This is a genomic window from Stappia sp. ABD4_338 (genome assembly GCF_056312175.1).
Genome location: NZ_CM149982.1, coordinates 3,108,001 through 3,126,014, shown reverse-complemented (window position 1 = coordinate 3,126,014; position 18,014 = coordinate 3,108,001). Strand labels below are relative to the sequence as shown.

The 18,014-nt window shown below is 66.6% G+C and carries 15 protein-coding genes and 1 riboswitch; of the genes, 11 read left to right on the top strand and 4 right to left on the bottom strand.

What is annotated here, in order from left to right:
* Positions 1-12: 12 nt before the first annotated feature.
* Positions 13-975 (bottom strand): TRAP transporter small permease subunit, encoded by a 963-nt coding sequence (locus ACYX4S_RS14075; RefSeq protein ID WP_476360636.1) that lies wholly within the window; start codon positions 973-975, stop codon positions 13-15.
* A gap of 150 nt (positions 976-1,125) precedes the next feature.
* Positions 1,126-2,169 (bottom strand): TRAP transporter substrate-binding protein, encoded by a 1,044-nt coding sequence (locus ACYX4S_RS14070; RefSeq protein ID WP_293721805.1) that lies wholly within the window; start codon positions 2,167-2,169, stop codon positions 1,126-1,128.
* A gap of 445 nt (positions 2,170-2,614) precedes the next feature.
* Between ACYX4S_RS14070 and ACYX4S_RS14065 the strand changes: the two genes are divergently transcribed.
* The 4 genes from ACYX4S_RS14065 to ACYX4S_RS14050 are packed head-to-tail and all read left to right on the top strand — an operon-like array spanning position 2,615 to position 6,461.
* On the top strand, positions 2,615-3,508 hold the full coding sequence (locus tag ACYX4S_RS14065) for an FCD domain-containing protein (protein WP_476360635.1): 894 nt from the start codon (positions 2,615-2,617) through the stop codon (positions 3,506-3,508).
* Positions 3,505-4,308 carry a (Fe-S)-binding protein gene (locus ACYX4S_RS14060; protein ID WP_476360634.1) on the top strand — a complete coding sequence of 268 codons (804 nt, stop codon included), beginning with the start codon at positions 3,505-3,507 and terminating at the stop codon, positions 4,306-4,308. The genes ACYX4S_RS14065 and ACYX4S_RS14060 overlap by 4 nt, the downstream gene beginning before the upstream one ends.
* A gap of 21 nt (positions 4,309-4,329) precedes the next feature.
* Positions 4,330-5,766 (top strand): LutB/LldF family L-lactate oxidation iron-sulfur protein, encoded by a 1,437-nt coding sequence (locus ACYX4S_RS14055; protein ID WP_476360633.1) that lies wholly within the window; start codon positions 4,330-4,332, stop codon positions 5,764-5,766.
* Positions 5,766-6,461, top strand: coding sequence for a LutC/YkgG family protein (locus ACYX4S_RS14050; RefSeq protein WP_293721812.1), 696 nt, complete (start codon positions 5,766-5,768; stop codon positions 6,459-6,461). The genes ACYX4S_RS14055 and ACYX4S_RS14050 overlap by 1 nt, the downstream gene beginning before the upstream one ends.
* 84 nt (positions 6,462-6,545) lie before the next feature.
* Here the strand turns inward: ACYX4S_RS14050 and ACYX4S_RS14045 are convergent, their stop codons facing one another.
* On the bottom strand, positions 6,546-8,222 hold the full coding sequence (locus tag ACYX4S_RS14045; RefSeq protein ID WP_476360632.1) for a pilus assembly protein TadG-related protein: 1,677 nt from the start codon (positions 8,220-8,222) through the stop codon (positions 6,546-6,548).
* Positions 8,223-8,493: 271 nt separating this feature from the next.
* Here ACYX4S_RS14045 and groES point away from each other — a divergent pair, with 271 nt between their 5' ends.
* From groES to ACYX4S_RS14010, 7 genes are all read left to right on the top strand, one after another.
* Positions 8,494-8,781, top strand: coding sequence for a co-chaperone GroES (gene groES, locus ACYX4S_RS14040; protein WP_293721817.1), 288 nt, complete (start codon positions 8,494-8,496; stop codon positions 8,779-8,781).
* A gap of 145 nt (positions 8,782-8,926) precedes the next feature.
* The gene (gene groL, locus ACYX4S_RS14035; RefSeq protein WP_293721820.1) at positions 8,927-10,570 is read left to right on the top strand and encodes a chaperonin GroEL; all 1,644 of its coding nucleotides are present in this window, start codon (positions 8,927-8,929) and stop codon (positions 10,568-10,570) included.
* Positions 10,571-10,845: 275 nt separating this feature from the next.
* Positions 10,846-12,018 carry an efflux RND transporter periplasmic adaptor subunit gene (locus ACYX4S_RS14030; protein WP_422067978.1) on the top strand — a complete coding sequence of 391 codons (1,173 nt, stop codon included), beginning with the start codon at positions 10,846-10,848 and terminating at the stop codon, positions 12,016-12,018.
* Positions 12,019-12,034: 16 nt separating this feature from the next.
* Positions 12,035-15,157: an efflux RND transporter permease subunit gene (locus tag ACYX4S_RS14025; RefSeq protein ID WP_476360631.1), complete on the top strand. Its 3,123-nt coding sequence runs from the start codon at positions 12,035-12,037 to the stop codon at positions 15,155-15,157.
* Positions 15,158-15,240: 83 nt separating this feature from the next.
* Entirely contained in the window at positions 15,241-15,465 is a 225-nt protein-coding gene (locus ACYX4S_RS14020; RefSeq protein ID WP_293721829.1) for a SlyX family protein, read from the top strand.
* 141 nt (positions 15,466-15,606) lie between these two features.
* Positions 15,607-16,956, top strand: coding sequence for an MFS transporter (locus ACYX4S_RS14015; RefSeq protein ID WP_476360630.1), 1,350 nt, complete (start codon positions 15,607-15,609; stop codon positions 16,954-16,956).
* A gap of 40 nt (positions 16,957-16,996) precedes the next feature.
* A riboswitch (SAM-I-IV-variant riboswitch) is annotated at positions 16,997-17,128 on the top strand.
* A gap of 56 nt (positions 17,129-17,184) precedes the next feature.
* Positions 17,185-17,562 carry a hypothetical protein gene (locus ACYX4S_RS14010; protein ID WP_476360629.1) on the top strand — a complete coding sequence of 126 codons (378 nt, stop codon included), beginning with the start codon at positions 17,185-17,187 and terminating at the stop codon, positions 17,560-17,562.
* A gap of 60 nt (positions 17,563-17,622) precedes the next feature.
* On the opposite strand, the gene ACYX4S_RS14005 is transcribed toward ACYX4S_RS14010, so the two are convergent.
* Positions 17,623-17,982 (bottom strand): acyl-CoA thioesterase, encoded by a 360-nt coding sequence (locus ACYX4S_RS14005; protein WP_476362874.1) that lies wholly within the window; start codon positions 17,980-17,982, stop codon positions 17,623-17,625.
* Positions 17,983-18,014 lie beyond the last annotated feature (32 nt).

Genomic DNA, 18,014 nt, shown 5'->3' with positions numbered 1-18,014 from the left:
CGGGGTCTCCGGTCAGTCCGTGATCGGGCCGGTGGATTTCACGTCGTCCGGCAGGTCGGCGTGATGGGTTCCGGCATAGTCGCCCGCTTCCTCGCGCAGGTAGCTCGGGCCGAACAGGAACGCGAGGCAGCGCAGCGCGGCCGAAACGCCGGCGGCGAACAGCAGCGCGAAGCCGAAGGGAAGCATGGCCTTGATGATCCAGCGGTGGGACAGGCCCGTCTGGGCCGCCGAAACCTCGTTGAGGGAGTAGGACTTGGAGGAGAACACCCAGCCGAACTCGACGATCAGGTAGCAGTAGGTCAGCAGGAACAGCACGATGCCCGCCAGTTCCGTCCAGACCCGGCCGCGCCGGCTCATGCGGTCGCGCACCAGTTCGATGCGCACATGCGCGTCCTTGCGGTAGGCAAAGCCCAGGCAAAGCAGGAACAGCGTCGCATGAAGGTGCCACTCGAGCTCCTGCAGCTTGGTGCTGTCGATGTAGAAGGGCGTGTCGATGAGGCCGGTGTCGTAGTTGAGCCACTGGCGCTGGCTGACGTCGTAGAAGATAGCGATCATCATCGGCACGAAGAGCCAGGAGGCGAGCTTGCCGACACCGTTGACGACACGGTCGATATCGTCGGAAGCCCCCAGCATCGTCTCGAAGGATCGCGGCGCGCGGCTGCGCAGGATCGCCAGCGTCAGTCCGAGCACCAGAAGCGCGCCGATCAGGCCCGACAGGCCGTCGTAGATCTTGAAGAAGCGCCGGGGATTGGCGCCGTTCATCTCGATTATGGCGCTCATGCCGTCGGGCAGGACCGCGAAGACGAAGGCGCAGAACACCATGCCGAAGATGGCAAGCGAGAGCCGTCCGCCAAGGAAACCGCCGACGACGCAGACCGCGAAGCCGGCGAGGCAAAGCACGTAGCCGGGAATGCCCGGGCCGATGATGCCCAGGGCCGCGAGTGCGATGCCGAACACGCAAAGCAGGGTTGACATGAAAAATGGATCTCCGCGCCGGTCACGCTCCCCCGTTCCGTGGAAGGGGGCGCTCCGGGTCCCGGCCGCGTTGCGGCCCGGGACCGGGAAGGAAAGGCCCGCGCGGCCTTGTCCGGCCGCGCGGGAGACGTTTCCGTCACATGACCGGGATCAGCGCAGGTAGCCGAGCTCGGACCAGGTCTTGTAGTTCTCGCGGAACGTGGACAGCGATTCCCAGACCTTGGCGAAGTTCGGGTTCGCGGCCTTCTCCTCTTCCACGACCTCGAGCCACGCGGTGCGGAGCTGGTCGAGGATCGCCGGGTCCCAGGACTTGATGTTGACGCCGTTCTTCTCCAACTCGGCGAGCGCGGCCGGCTGGATCGCCTCGCCCTCGGCGATGCCGTAGGTGATGTTGGCGTCGCACACCGTCTCGAAGATCGCCTTGGTCTGGTCGTCGAGCGCGTCCCACTCGTCCCTGTTCAGCATCAGCTCGAAGATGGTCGACTGCTGGTGCCAGCCGGGGAAGTAGTAGTACTTCGCCACCTGATAGAAGCCGAGCTTGAGGTCGATGGCGGGCATGGAGAACTCGGTCGCGTCGATCGTGCCGAGCTCCAGCGCCGGGAAGATGTCGCCGCCGGCGAGAAGCTGCGTCGAGACGCCAAGCTTCTGCATGACCTTCGCGCCAAGGCCGAAGAAGCGCATCTTCAGGCCCTTGAGGTCATCGGCGGAGTTGATCTCCTTGCGGAACCAGCCGGAGGCTTCCGGCGCGATGACCGCGCAGGGTAGCGACTTGATGCCATAGGCGGAATAGACCTCGTCGAAGAGCTCGTTGCCGCCGCCGAACTTCATCCATGCGATGTACTCGGACGCGCGCGGACCGAAGGGAACCGCCGCGAACAGCGCCAGCGAGGTGTCCTTGCCGGTCCAGTAGCCCGGCGTCGACCAGGCCGCCTGGACGGCGCCGGAGGCGACCGCGTCGAAGGCCTCGAGAGCGGGCACGATGGCGCCCGGTTCCTGGAACTTGAGGTTGATTTCTCCACCGGAAACGGCGTTCAGACGCTCCGAAAGGACCTTGCCGAGCGTGCCGAGCTGGGTCAGCGTACCCGGATAGGTTGACTGCATGTCCCAGTCGATCTGATCGAGCGCATTCGCGGAGCCGGCCACGCCGACGACGAGAGACGCCGCGATGGCGACGGACGAAAGCAATGATTTCACGTGGATTCCTCCCAGATAGAGACGCCATCCGGGTCGTTGCCGACCAGGCGACACCTGCCGTGGCGCTCCTTTCGCCGTCGGCAGTCTCTCCTTTCAAAGGGCACCGCTCCCGGCGGTGCCGGCCCCTCTTCACCGTGGCGCGCGCCGCTTTTTGCTTCCGTGAGCCCCTGCAGTCCCGATTGTCCGGCGGTGCCGTTTCCGGGGCCTCTCCCAAGGCGCCTTTGCATCGTCCGATCGTTCGGGCAGGGGGCACGCAACGTCGCGCCCGGCCGCTTGTGGCGGTGCGTGGCCTGCCTCCCAAACAGGTCACCTGCCGCACAGACTGGATAACAATATTGACCACTTGACGCAATAACCAAGGCGAAAGGCGTTCTGTAACTCTCGGGAAAGGGGTTGTTTTTATTAGTACAAAAGTATGATATCGCGTGTTCGGGAGGGTATTTGTATGATTTTTAGAAAGATCCGGCACAACCGGACGTCGGACGCCGTCATCGGGCAGCTGGAGAGGTTGATCCTGCATGGTGTCCTGCGTCCGGGAGACAGGCTTCCCGCGGAGCGGGAGCTTGCGGGCATGGTCGACGTGTCGCGTCCGATCCTGCGCGAGGCGCTGAAGGAACTGGAGGACCGGAACCTCATCTACTCGCGCCATGGTGGTGGAACCTTCGTGGCCGATGTGATCGGTCCGGTTTTTTCACCCGCGACGGCGGAACTGTTCCGCAGGCACCCTCCCGCGATCGCCGATTACCTGGAATACCGCCGCGAGATCGAACGGCTGACGGCACGTCTCGCCGCCGAACGGGCGACGGATGCGGACCGGCACATCATCACCACCGTTTTCACGGCCATGCGCGCGGCCCATGACGCCGGGGACACGGAGCGTGAGGTGGACCTGGATGTCGAGTTTCATCAGGCCATTGGCGAGGCGGCGCATAACATCGTCTTGCTGCACACGCTGCGCTCCTGCTACCGTCTGCTCGTCGATGACGTGTTCTACAATCGGGCGGCGTTCTATCGCTATTCCGGCGCCAGCGAGAAGATCTTCGGTCAGCATCAGGTGATCTTCGATGCCGTGATGCGGGGGGATGCCGATGCGGCCGGAGACGCCGCCATGGCCCATATGGATTTTGTCGGACAGGTCGTGCACGAGGTGGTGCGCGCGGGCGACCGGGATATGGTCTCCGCGCTTCGTCTCGAGCAGAGACAGGCCGGAGCGCGCCGCGAGGCGGCTCCGGGGACGGGCCGGGTCGAGGGAGACCGGACCGCCGGTGTCGAGGAGGGCGGCGAGGGCCGCAAGCGCCGTTCCACGCGGCGAGTGAGGGAGGACGAGGAATCGTCATGAGTGAGAATGCGCCCGCAAGGGCTTCCGGGGGGCAGGGCACAGCGCCTCTCCGGGTCGGACTTTTCGTCACCTGTCTCGTCGACCTGTTTCGCCCCAGCGTGGGATTTGCCGCGGTCAAGCTGATGGAAGACGCCGGCTGCACCGTGGAGGTGCCGGCCGCGCAGACCTGTTGCGGCCAGCCGGCCTTCAATTCCGGCGACCGGGCCGATGCCCGCGCCATCGCCGAGCAGGTGATACGGGCCTTCGAGGGCTACGATTATGTCGTCGCCCCGTCCGGCTCCTGCGCCGGGATGCTGAAGAAGCACTACCCGGAGCTTTTCGCCGGCGACGAGGCGGCGCTCGCGCGGGCCGAGGCCTTCGCGGGCCGCGTGCACGAACTGGTCAGCTTCCTGACCGACGTGCTTGGCGTGACCGGTGTCGAGGCCGCGTTCTCCGGCAAGGTCACCTATCACGACAGTTGCTCGGGCCTGCGCGAACTCGGCATCCAGGCCCAGCCGCGCAAGCTGCTCGCCTCGGTGGAGGGGCTGGAGCTTGCCGAGATGCGGGATCCCGACGTGTGCTGCGGCTTCGGCGGCACCTTCTGCGTCAAGTATCCCGACATTTCCGACAAGATCGTCACCGAAAAGACCGCCGACATTGCCGGAACCGGTGCCGACCTGCTGCTGGCGGGCGACCTCGGCTGCCTGATGAACATGGCCGGAAAGCTCAAGCGCGAGGGCAAGGCGATAGAGGTCCGCCATGTCGCCGAGGTGCTGGCGGGCATGACCGACCAGCCGGCCATCGGCGAACGGCGCCGCTAGGCGTCGGGGAGGGAGAGAGCCTTGCAGATCACATCACCCCGGTTCAAGAGCAACGCCCGCGAGGCGCTTGACGATCCCGCGCTCCAGCGCGCGCTCGGCAACGTGCGCTCCGGCTTCATCGGCAAGCGCGCCAAGGCGGCCGCCGCGCTGCCCGAGTTCGATGCGCTGCGCGACAATGCCCGCGACATCAAGAACCACGTGCTCGCGCACCTGGATCTCTATCTTGAAGCCTATTCGGAGAAGGTCGAGGCGGCCGGTGGCCATGTCCATTTCGCGCGCGACGCGGAAGAGGCACGCAACATCATCCTCGGCATCTGCCGCGACACCGACGCGCGCACGGTGACCAAGGGCAAGTCGATGATCACCGAGGAGATCGGGCTCAACGCCTTCCTCGAGGAGCATTCGGTGGCACCGGTCGAGACGGACCTCGGCGAATACATCATCCAGCTTCGCGGCGAGCATCCGAGCCACATCATCGCGCCGGCCGTGCACGTCAACAAGGATCAGGTCGAGGCGGATTTCCGCCGCGCCCACACCCATCTCGATCCGCAGCGCAATCTCGAGGAGCCGACCACGCTGCTCGCGGAGGCGCGCGGCGTATTGCGCGAGAAATACTTCCAGGCGGATCTCGGGATCACGGGCGCCAATTTCCTCGTCGCGGAGACGGGAAGCTCGGTGATCGTGACCAACGAGGGCAACGGCGATCTCACCCAGATCCTGCCGAAGACCCATGTGGTGGTCGCCTCGATCGAGAAGATCGTGCCAACGCTCGAGGACCTGTCGCAGATCCTGCGCGTGCTGGCCCGCTCGGCCACGGGGCAGGACATGTCGGTCTATACCACCGTCTCCACCGGGCCGCGCCGGGAGGAGGATCCGGACGGGCCGGAGAACTACCACGTGGTGCTGCTCGACAACGGCCGTTCGTCCATGCTCGGCACCGAGTTCGAGGAGATGCTGCGCTGCATCCGCTGCGGTGCCTGCATGAACCACTGTCCGGTCTATCACGCGGTCGGCGGCCACGCGTACGGCTGGGTCTATCCTGGGCCCATGGGCGCGGTGCTGACACCGTCGCTCGTCGGCGTCGACCAGTCCGGGCACCTGCCCAATGCCTCCACGTTCTGCGGGCGTTGCGAGAGCGTGTGTCCCATGCACATCCCGCTGCCGAAGATGATGCGCCACTGGCGCGAGCGGGAGTTCTCGCGAAACCTCAATCCGGCGACGGCCCGCTACGGGCTGGCGCTGTGGGCCTGGTTCGCCCGACGCCCCGCGCTCTACCGGCGCGCGGCCGGGCTCGCGGCCGGCGTGCTTGGCTGGCTCGGGCGCGGACGCGGTCGCTTCGCCTCGCTGCCGCTTGCCGGCGGCTGGACGAAACACCGGGATCTTCCGGCTCCCGAAGGCGGCACCTTCCAGGCCCAGTGGGCGAGACGCCAGGCCGAAGCGGCGGCGGGGAGGGGATGATGAGCGACGCAAGAACGGCAATCCTGGCACGGATGCGCGCCTCCATGGGCCGCAAGGCGGATGACGCGGAACGCCGTGCCGCCGTGGCGGAACGTCTGGGCGCGAGCCCGCGCGGGCTGATCCCCGCGCGCGGGCGCCTCGATCCGAAGGAGCGTCTCGATCTCTTCTGCCGCATGGCGGAAGGCGTGCAGGCAAGCGTCGCACGCGTGTCGTCGGCCTCCGACATTCCCCATGCGGTCGCCGATTACCTCAAGGAGAAGAACCTTCCCGCGCGCATCCGTTTCGGCGAGGACCAACTGCTGGCCGGCCTGCCGTGGGATCGCGAGAGGCACGTGGAGGTCCTGCGCGGTCGCGCGGTGAACGAGGATTTCGCGACGCTGTCCCATGCGCTGGGCGGCGTTGCGGAAACGGGCACCTTGATGCTGACCTCGGGGCCGGACAATCCCACCACGCTGAACTTCCTGCCCGAGCATCACATCGTGGTGCTGGAGGCCTCGGACGTCGCCGGCGACTACGAGAGCCTGTGGGACCGTGTCCGCGCCCGCTTCGGCAAGGGTGTGATGCCGCGCACGGTGAACATGATCACCGGCCCGTCTCGCTCCGCCGACATCGAGCAGACGCTGCTGCTCGGCGCTCACGGGCCGCGCGCCCTGCACATCATCGTGGTGGGCTCGCCGGAGACCGGCACGGCCTGAGCGGGTTGGCATGGATTGAGTTGAGGAAAAGGCCCGGTCGGGATCCCCGGCCGGGCCTTTTCGTGTCTGGAAGACCTGTCCGCCTTACCTGTTGAGGCGCAACCGGGTGATCTCGTCGGCGATACGCTTGAACGCGTCGACCAGATCCGAGTTCGAGCGGGCGTCGAAGGCCATGGCAGCCTTGGACGCGCAGTTCCGCATCATGTTGACGGTGTTCTGGTCGGAGATCTGGAAGGCGATGGTGTAGACCTGAACGCCGTCAGCCTTCGCGTTGGTGCAGGTGGTCGCCAGTCGCGAGTCCATCGTGTTGGCGATCGACCAGGACGAATTGATGCCGGGCCCGAGACGCTCCTCCGCGCCGTAGCCATAGGCTTCCGGTTCGGTGTTCATGAACCAGCGGTAGCGGCTGCCATAGGTGTTCTGGCCATCCGTCATGACGATGAGGATGCGAACGTGCTCGCCGTCCTCATTGTCCTCCTCCGTGCGCGCGGAGTTGAACGGCGCGCCCTTGGACAGCAGCCGCCAGCCCCACACGGCGCCCATGTGGATGTTGGTGTTGCCGTCGGCGCGCAGGTTCCGGATCGCCTGCAGCACGGTCGACTTGTTCTCGGTGAGCTCGGTCAGCGGCTCGGTGCGGCAGTTGTAGTTCGGCCCCTTCTGCCATGTGGTGCCGAAGTTCTGCGGCTGGTTCTTGTACTTGCAAAGCCGCTTCTGGGCGTATTCCCAGCGGTCCATGCCCTTGGACGAGTAGACGTATTTGGCGTCGCGCGTGCAGGCGCCCTTGTCGTCGTTGAGATAGGAATTGTAGACGTCGTCGTACCACTTCTTGTTCTGGCTGTCCGGTTCGTCGGGTGAGAACTGGGGCACGAAGAGCGTGGCCGGGTTGCCGGTTCCAGGTGGTGTGTTGGTCACGTCATAGGGCGAGGGCCTCGCCTCGACACAGCCGCGCCAGTCCGTGCCACGGAGCTGCTTGAACAGGGTGAAGCGGCTCGGGCGGCCGTTGGTCATATAGCGGGAATCGAATTCCTTCGGATCGGGTGTCCCGTCCGCGCGGACCTCGAAGTTCTTCCAGTGGATCGGTGAGAGCCCCTCCTGGTCCATCCAGGCCGCGCCCGACTTGTCCGAGCCGACGTTGACGAAGGACGTGAAGGGAACGAGCCCGATCTTCACCCGGTCCTTCTTGTCGCTGACCTGGTTGACCTCGAGCAGAGTTTCGGCGAGATCCTTCGCCGCGTTCTTGAGTGTCGTCAGCTTGCTGCCGCGCATGGAGCCGGAGTTGTCGAGCACCATGGCGACGTCGAAGGTCGCCTTGCCGACCACCGTCTGGGACTGGACGCCGATCTCCATCGAGCTCATGCCGAGGATGCCGCCGAAGTTGGCGGGCAGGTCCAGCGTGCCGTTGACCGTGACCGTGCCCTTCTCCACCGAGACGTCGAGCTTGGGGGTCGCGCCGGGCGGCGGGGTGTAGATGGAGTTGAAATAGTCGACGGCATTCTGCCGGATCTTGCCGTCGGACAGGCCGTTGCTGTCGTAGTTCGCCGCGAGCGCGGTCGCGTCCACCGCCGCCTGAAGGCTTACCTTGGCATTGTAGCCCCGCGCGAAATCGATGCCCGCTCCGATGATCAGCACCATGAGCGCCACGCAGATCGCCAGCGGAATCACGATGTTGCCACGCCGGTCGCGGGCAAGCATCCGCAGCAGCGACGGAATGCGGATCGCGCGAAGGCGTCCGCCAAGCATGGGGCGGTGATCGGATTTCATGCGGGCAGGCTATGCGCGCAAGGTTTCGAAATCCTTGCAATACCGTACGTTTTTCGCACTTGCGAACGTGAAAAAAATCGCGCTTGCGAGTCATTGACAGCCCGCCGGGGCCATCTTACATCAGGCGCGCTGTTAGCACTCTCGTTCACAGAGTGCCAACGTGGTCCGCGGCTTCCGTCGTCGGATCCGCGCTACCGGGGATCGATGTTCCCGGGAAGCGTGAACGCGGCGGAGGAAGTACCACGCTGGCCAGGAAAGGAAAGAGCAAGACATGAAATTCCGCCCTTTGCATGACCGCGTCGTTGTCCGCCGCGTCGATTCCGAGGCCAAGACCGCCGGCGGCATCATCATCCCGGACACCGCCAAGGAGAAGCCGCAGGAAGGCGAAGTCGTCGCTGTCGGTCCCGGCGCACGCAAGGACAACGGCGAGCTGATCTCGCTCGACGTCAAGGCTGGCGATCGTGTCCTCTTCGGCAAGTGGTCCGGCACCGAGGTCAAGATCGACGGCGAAGACCTGCTGATCATGAAGGAAAGCGACATCATGGGCGTTGTCGGCTGAGCCGCACCCCTTTCTGACGCTTGAAAGACCGGCCGCATCGGGCGGTGACCGGATCGAGACGCGGCCCCTGCGGGGGCATGACGGCCCTCCGGCCTGCTTTTTCCGCCGCCTGGCGGCCACGACACTCTTTTAGGAGACCTGAAGAATGGCGAAAGAAGTCAAGTTTTCCTCCGACGCTCGCGACCGGATGCTGCGCGGCGTGGACATCCTGGCCAACGCGGTCAAGGTGACGCTGGGTCCGAAGGGCCGCAACGTCGTCATCGAGAAGTCCTTCGGCGCTCCGCGCATCACCAAGGACGGCGTCTCCGTCGCCAAGGAGATCGAGCTCGAGGACAAGTTCGAGAACATGGGCGCGCAGATGGTGCGCGAGGTCGCGTCGAAGACCAACGACATCGCCGGTGACGGCACGACCACCGCGACCGTTCTTGCCCAGTCGATCGTCCGCGAGGGTGCCAAGGCCGTTGCCGCCGGCATGAACCCGATGGACCTGAAGCGTGGCGTCGACATGGCTGCCGCCGCTGCCGTGAAGGACCTTGAGTCCCGCTCCAAGAAGATCTCCACCTCGGGCGAGGTTGCCCAGGTCGGCACGATCTCCGCGAATGGCGACACGCAGATCGGCAAGGACATTGCCGAGGCCATGCAGCGCGTCGGCAACGAGGGTGTGATCACCGTCGAGGAGGCCAAGTCGCTCGAGACCGAGCTCGAGGTCGTCGAGGGCATGCAGTTCGACCGCGGCTACCTGTCGCCGTACTTCGTGACCAACGCCGAGAAGATGGTCGCCGACCTGGAGAAGCCGTACATCCTTCTCCACGAGAAGAAGCTCTCCAACCTGCAGGCGATGCTTCCGATCCTCGAGTCCGTCGTCCAGTCGTCGCGTCCGCTGCTCATCATCGCCGAGGACGTCGAGGGCGAGGCTCTTGCCACGCTCGTGGTCAACAAGCTGCGTGGCGGCCTGAAGATCGCCGCCGTCAAGGCTCCGGGCTTCGGTGACCGCCGCAAGGCCATGCTTGAGGACATCGCCATCCTGACGGGCGGCACGGTGATCTCCGAGGATCTCGGCATCAAGCTCGAGAACGTGACGCTCGACATGCTCGGCACCGCCGAGAAGGTCGAGATCACCAAGGAGAACACGACGATCGTCGACGGTGCCGGCGACAAGGCCGACATCGAGGGCCGCGTCGCGCAGATCAAGGCGCAGATCGAGGAGACCTCCTCGGACTACGACCGCGAGAAGCTCCAGGAGCGTCTGGCCAAGCTCGCCGGTGGCGTCGCGGTGATCCGCGTCGGCGGTGCGACCGAGGTCGAGGTGAAGGAGAAGAAGGACCGCGTCGACGACGCCCTCAACGCGACCCGTGCGGCCGTCGAGGAAGGCATCGTCCCGGGTGGCGGCACCGCTCTCCTGCGTGCCAAGAAGGCCGTCGAGGGTCTGTCCTCGGACAACCCGGACATCATGGCCGGCATCAAGATCGTGCTGCGCGCCCTTGAGGCTCCGATCCGCCAGATCGCCTCGAACGCCGGTGTCGAGGGCTCGATCGTGGTCGGCAAGATCCTCGAGAACGCGGACGAGGTCTTCGGCTTCAACGCCCAGACGGAAGAGTTCGTCAACATGGTCGAGGCCGGCATCATCGATCCGACCAAGGTCGTGCGCACGGCTCTCCAGGACGCGGCTTCGGTCGCCGGCCTGCTCATCACCACCGAGGCCATGGTCGCGGAGCTTCCGAAGAAGGAAGGCGCCGCTCCGGCCATGCCGGGTGGCGGCATGGGTGGCATGGGCGGCATGGACTTCTAAGAAGTCTGTCGCGAACTGTCGCAGGAACACCGGAGCCGGTTTCGGCCGGCCCGGATTTCTGGATCAGCCCCGCCGGGTCTCCGGCGGGGCTTTTCTTTTGCGCGGCCCCGTCCGGCGTGGGTGGCGGCGAAGCTGTGACAGCGCCGGACGCTTGTCATATTCTGATACAAAAGAACCCTTGCAGTTCGGTCGCGGCCTGCGTCTTCTGCAAGGCGTGAGCCACCGGGCCCGGAGGGGCGGACGGTGCGCAGGACGGTCAGCAAACTGGAGTATCGATGTCGATCTGGAGGCAGATAGCCCTGACTCTGGTCGTGGTCCTCGTGGCCGCGACGGTCTGGGCCCGTTTCTATCCCGGGGCGGGCGACCAGCTCGCGCGCTGGGGCGTTGACTGGCTGCCGTTCGCGACCGCCGGATCGCCACCGCAGGAAACGGCTGGCGCACAGGCGCCGCGCCGCGCGCCCAGCAGCGGTGTCGTGACCGCGCCGGTCGTCGAGGTCACCATCAACGACCGCCTCCAGGCCATCGGCACCGGGCGCGCCGTGCGCTCGGTCGAGGTGACGCCCTATGCCAGTGGCCGCATGGTCGAGCTGCTCGCCCGGTCCGGCACGCCGGTCAAGCGCGGCGACGTGATCGCCAAGCTCGATTCCGAGGCCGAGCAGATCGCGGCGGAACGCGCCGCCATTGCGCTCAAGGACACGGAAGCGCGCCTGGAGCGCATGCAGGCTTTGCGCAAGTCGCGGACGGCGACGCTCGTGCAGGTCACCGATGCCGAGCTTGCCGTCGGCAATGCAAGGCTCGAGTTGCGCGAGGCGGAACTGGCGCTGTCGCGGCGCTCGGTCGAATCTCCCATCGACGGCATCGTGGGCATCCTGCCGATCACCGCCGGAAACTACGTCACTTCCTCCACGGTGATCGCCACCGTGGACGACCGCTCCGAGATCCTGATCGATTTCTGGGTGCCGGAACGCTACGCCTCCTCCGTTACCGTGGGTGCGCCGCTGACCGCGTCCTCCGTGGCCCGTCCGGGCGAAACCTTCCCCGGCGAGGTCAGCGCGGTCGACAACCGCATCGATTCCGCCAGCCGCACGCTTCAGGTGCAGGCGCGTATCGACAACACCGCCGACCGCCTGCGTGCCGGCATGTCCTTCCAGGTCAACATGCGCTTCGCCGGCGACCGGTTCCGGGCGGTCAGCCCGCTCGCGGTCCAATGGGGTACGGACGGAGCCTATGTGTGGGCCGTGCGGGAGGGACGCGCGCACCGGGTGCCGGTCGCCATCATCCAGCGCAACGCCAACGCGGTTCTCGTCGATGCGCAACTCTCCGTGGGTGAGCCCATCGTGATCGAGGGGCTGCATCTTGTGCGCGAGGGAAGCGAGGTCACCGTGATCGGCCAGGAGAGCGGCAGCGCGGTCTCGCGCAAGCCCGCCCCCGGCGCCAGCGGATCGTGAAGCGGAGCCGACGACGATGCAGCGCAAGACAGATGGTGGCCTGACCGCACTTTTCGTTCGCCGCCCCGTGCTGGCGTTCGTGATGAACATGCTGATCGTGGTTGCCGGCCTCGCGGCCGCCTTCGGCGTCGAGATCCGCGAGCTGCCCGACGTCGACCGCCCGGTCATCACGGTAAGCACCGATTACACGGGTGCGGCGGCCGAGACCATCGACCGCGAGCTGACCGGTGTCATCGAGGGGGCGGTGTCGCGTGTCTCCGGCGTCAAGTCGATCTCCTCGACCTCGTCCTTCGGCCGCAGCCGCGTGACCGTCGAATTCTCCGATGATGTCGACATCGACACCGCGGCCTCGGACATGCGTGACGCGCTGGGGAGGATTACCAACGACCTTCCCGAGGACGCGGACCCCTCGCGCATCATCAAGGCGGACGCCAACTCGCAGCCCGTGGTGCGTCTCGCGGTCACCTCGGACACCATGTCGGTCGAGGACATGACCGTGCTTGTCGAGGACGAGATCGCCGACCAGCTCGCCGCCGTTCCGGGCGTCGCGGACGTGCAGGTCTACGGCGACCGGGAGAAGATCTTCCGCATCGACATCGACCAGGCCAAAATGGCCAGCCTCAACCTGACGGTCGGCGACGTCGCCACCGCCCTGTCGTCGATGGCCTTCGACACGCCGGCCGGGTCGCTCACCAGTCGCGACCAGGACCTGATCGTGCGCGCGATCGCCTCGCTCGACACGCCCGAGGCCTTCGAGAACATCATCTTCGACCGGCGCGTCCGGCTGCGGGACTTCGCCACCGTGACGCTGGGTCCGGATATCGGCCAGTCGCAGTTGCGCGCCAACGGTGAATCCGGCATCGGCCTGGGCATCGTGCGCTCGGCCCAGTCGAACACGCTGGAGATTTCCGAGGGCGTGCGGGCGGCTGCCGCCCGCATCCAGGAAACCCTGCCCGAGGGCATGAAGATCGAGGTCACCAGCGACGACGCGACCTTCATCAACGGCGCCATCCACGAGGTGGAGATCGCGCTCGTCATCTCGGTGAGCGTCGTCCTGCTCATCATCTACATCTTCCTGTGGGACTGGCGCGCCACCATCATTCCGGGCGTCTCCATGCCCGTGGCGCTGATCGGAACGCTGGCGGCGATTTACCTGGCCGGCTTCTCGATCAACATTCTCACGCTGCTTGCACTGGTGCTTGCGACCGGTCTCGTGGTCGACGACGCCATCGTGGTGCTGGAAAACATCGTGCGCCGCCGCAACGAGGGCATCGGCCCGCGCGCGGCCGCCGTCCTGGCGACGGAGGAGGTGTTCTTCGCCGTCGTCGCCACCACGGCGACGCTGGCGGCGGTCTTCGTGCCCCTGTCGTTCCTGCCCGGTCAGACGGGCGGGCTGTTCCGCGAGTTCGGCTTCGTGCTGGCGATCGCGGTGCTGCTGTCGTCGGTCGTCGCCCTGTCGCTGTGCCCGATGCTCGCCTCGCGCATCCTCAAGGGCGGTGCGGACCATGATGGCCACGGCGGCGGCGCGACCGGCCGGCTCGGAAACGCCCTGTCCGGCCTCTACCGTCGCAGCCTGCGCGCCTGTCTCGACGCGCCGCTGGTGGTCGTGGTGGTGTCGATCCTTTTCGCCGCCACCGCCGGCGTTCTGTTTCCCTCCGTCAAGTCCGAGCTCACCCCGTCGGAAGACCGCTCCATCGCCTTCATGCGCATTTCCGCGCCGCAGGGCGTGAGCCTCGACTACCTCTCGGACCAGATGCAGCGCATCGAACGGCTGCTGCAGCCGTTCCGCGATGCCGGCGAGGTCACCAGCACCTTCTCGGTCGTCGGTTCGGGCGGCTCGTCCAACAGCGGCTTCATGGTGATGCGGCTTGCCCCCTGGGATGACCGCGAGCGCCCGCAGCAGGCGATCATGGCCGACATCTCGCGGGTCGTGCGCGAGGTTCCCGGCGTGCGGGCCTTCGCCTTCCAGCCCAACAGCCTGGGCATTCGCGGCGCCGGGTCCGGTCTCCAGTTCGCCGTTGCCGGCAGCGCCGACTACGCGGTCCTGGGCGAGGCGGCCGACAAGATCGTCGCTGCCCTGCAGCAAGACCCCAGGTTCCGGCAGGCGCGCCTGTCCAGCGAGGCGACGCAGCCGCAGCTTTCCATCTCGATCGACCGCGAGCGGGCCTCGGATCTGGGCATCGACATCAACGGGCTGGGCGCGGCCATGCAGGCCATGCTCGACGGCCGCAAGATCGGCCAGGTGTTCGTCGCCGACCGTGCCTTCGACGTGAAGTTCGTGTCCACGACCAACCCGGTCAACGATCCGACCGACCTGGAAAACATCTTCCTGAGGACCGGGGACGGGCGCTTCGTGCCGGTCTCGACCATCGCGAGCCTGACGGAGAAGGCCGTGCCGCCGTCGCTTGCCCGCGAGCAGCAGTTGCGCTCGGTCGCCATCACCTCCGCGCTTGCACCGGACTTCGCGCTGGGAGAGGCCTACGAGGTGGCGCAGCAACTGGCCGAGCCCCTTCTGCCGCCGGGCGCGCGGATCATTCCGCTGGCGGAAACGGCGACGCTCGGGGAGCAGTCGTCCGGCATGGTGCGGACCTTCGGCTTCGCCCTCGTCATCATCCTTCTGGTGCTGGCGGCGCAGTTCGAGAGCTTCATCAGCGCGCTCATCATCATGGCGACGGTGCCGCTTGGCCTTGCCTGCGCGATCTTCGCCATGTTGATGACCGGCACGACGCTCAACGTCTACAGCCAGATCGGGCTCGTGATGCTCGTGGGCATCATGGCCAAGAACGGCATCCTGATCGTGGAGTTCGCCAACCAGTTGCGGGACCGGGGCGAGAGCGTGCGCGAGGCGGCCGAGAACGCCGCCAACATCCGCCTGCGTCCGGTCATGATGACGATGATCTGCACCATCGTCGGCGGTCTTCCGCTCATTCTGGCGAGCGGGGCGGGCGCCGAGGCGCGCATCGCGCTCGGCTGGGTCATCGTCGGCGGCCTCGGCCTCTCCACGCTCTCGACCCTGTATCTGACCCCCGTCGCCTATCTCCTGCTCGGACGCTTCATCAAGCCGAAGGCGGAGGAGGAGGCGCGCCTTGCCCGCGAGATCGACGCCGCCCACTCGCCCCGGCCTGAGGCCGGCGAATAGGTGCGCGGAACGGGTTCAAAACCCGCTGCGTTTGGGGTAGCACCACGCGACGCCACGCCAATCACGCAGCGGGACCGCTCCACATGACATCGCCCGAGACGCCAAAGACCCTCGAGGACAGGGTCATCGACCTGGAAAGCCATCTCGCCCACCAGGCGCGGGTGGTGGAGGATCTCAACGCCGTGGTCACGGCCCAGGCGAAGCTGATCGACCGGCTGACGTCCCGCATGGAGGCGCTGGCCGGGGAGATCGAGGATCTGGGCGAGGCCATCGAGCAGCACCCGGTGGCAAGGCCGCCGCATTATTGAACCCTGCGCCCCGTCCTGGCGCGGCGCATGTCGGCACTGGCCGGACGGGATTGATCTGATAGGCTGACCGTCGTCCTTGTCCGGGACCCGGAAGGGGACCGGGTGCAGCCCTGGATCATCGAGCGAGTATCCGTTCCCGTCATGACGCATATTCTTCCTATCGCCGCCCTGCTTGCCGGATCGGCGCTGCTCCTCATGGCGGGCGGCCTGCACGGCCTCTTGCTGCCGTTGCGGGGCTCCATCGAGGGGTTCAGCGACGCGAGCCTCGGCCTGTTGGGAACGGGCTGGGCGATCGGCTACATCGCCGGCTGCCTGCTGATTCCGCCGATCGTGTCGCGGGTCGGGCACATCCGCACCTTCGGCGTGCTGTGTTCGCTCGCGGGCATCGTCGTGCTGCTCAACCTGATTCTCATGCACCCCGCGTTCTGGGTGCCCTTGCGCGCCTTGTCGGGCTTCTGTTTCGCCGGCGGCGCGATGGTGGTGGAGAGCTGGCTGAGCGAGCGGGCCTCGCCGGAAAACCGGGGCCGCATCTTCGGCATCTACACGATGATCAACCTCGGTGCGACGACCATCGGTCAGATGCTTCTGACCCTGGGGGATCCGGCCGGCTACCTGTTCTTCGTCATCGGGTCGATCATCTATTCGCTGGCGTTGCTGCCCACGGCCCTTTCGACAGCCGCCCAGCCCGTGCCGCTCGCCCGCGTGCGCCTCGATGTCCGCGCGCTGTGGCGCCAGTCGCCGGTCGCGGTGATCGGCGTCATGCTGATCGGCATTTCGAACAGTGCGTTCGGCACGCTCGGCGCGGTCTACGGACGCAAGATCGGCCTCAGCGTCACCGATATCGCCACCATGATGTCGGTGGCGCTTCTCGCCGGATCGCTGATCCAGGTTCCGGTCGGCCTTCTGTCAGACCGCATGGACCGCCGCGTGGTGCTGATCGGCCTCGCCGGGGCCGGATCTGCGATCGGTATTGCGCTCGGGTTCGGTGCGGGCTTCGCCCCCCTGGTGGTGATCGCGCTGATCGGTGCCTTCGGCGGCACGATCTATTCCATGTATCCGGTGATCGTTGCCCATGCCAACGATCACGCGCCCGCCGGCGAGTTCCTCAAGACGAGCGGCGGCCTGCTTCTGCTGTTCGGCGTGGGGTCGGTGGTGGGGCCCCTGCTGGCCGCCGGCATGATGACCCTGACCACCCCCGCCGGCCTGTTCCAGGTGACGACGCTGGCCCACGCCAGCATCATCGGTTTTGCCCTGTGGCGCATCTCCAGGCGCAAGGCCATGCCCACCGCCGACAAGGAGGATTTCGTGGCCATGTCGTCCGGCGTGCGCTTCTCCACGCCCGAGACGCTGACCATGGATCCGCGCGCCGAGGAGGAGGAGATCGAGGAGGTTCGCGAGGAACCGGAGACGCCGGACGAAAACGCGGAAACCGTTCCCGACGACCTGCCGGGCGGGGAGGGCGACCAGGGAGGGCCGGAGCGCGTTTCCTGACCTCTCCCCTTGCGTCCGGCCGTGGTGCGTGGCATAGAGATCCCATCATCAAGAGAAGGGCTGGCGCCCTCGCCAACCTGCCCGACCGGGCAAGGTGGTTTCCCTGATCCGGGTCCCGTAGGGGCCCGACCTTGGGGATGGGGCCGCGAAAGCGGCAACCAAGCGGTCGAAGATTTCCGTCTCGCACCTGCGCCAGTCCTCCTCGGGAAACCGATGGAGGATTTTTTAATGTCGCACGCGTCCCGTACCGCCCGCCTGCCGGTCGACCCCCTCCGTCCCGGGCATGGGGCTCCGGTTGCCGGCCGTAGCCCGGCCGAAGCCGCCCCCCTGCAGGAGGCCGGTCGCACGCATCGTATCACGCTGGTCGAACTGAGGGTTCTCGCCGCCGGTGCCGGTCTTGCCGCGCCGGGCGCGACGCGCGGGGCGGCCGGTCGCGCGCTTCTTGACGAGAATGAACGCCAGACCCGCCTCGAACAGCTCGTTCTGCTGTGGCAGGGCGGGTGCCGGCGCCTCGTCGACGAGACGCTGTATCTGGATATTGCCGCGCGCCACCCGGACCTTGCGCGCAGGGTACGTCGTCGCCTGCGCCGAAGCCGGGCTGGCTGAGCCGCATCACCGTCGCTGCAGGGCTGGTCTCAAGATGATCGGTTATCGACGATATGCGGATCATTCGGGCAGCGCGGGCTGTTCCGGCGGAACCGGCACAGGCCGGCCCTCGTCATCGACGGCCACGAAGGTGAAGGTCGCCTCCGTCACCTTGACCCGGCCGCCGACCCGCTGGCGACGGGCCCAGGCCTCGATCCACACCTTCATGGACGTGCGGCCCACCCCGAGCAGCTTGCAGTAGACGCACAGTACGTCGCCGACCCGCACCGGCCGGATGAAGGTCATGCGGTCGACCGAGATGGTCACCACCCGCCCGCCGGAGCGTTCTCCGCAGGCGATGCCGCCGGCGAGATCCATCTGGGAAAGAACCCAGCCGCCGAAGATGTCGCCCGAGGCATTCGTGTCGCCCGGCATGGCCATGGTGCGCAGCGTCAGTTCGCCTTCCGGGGTCT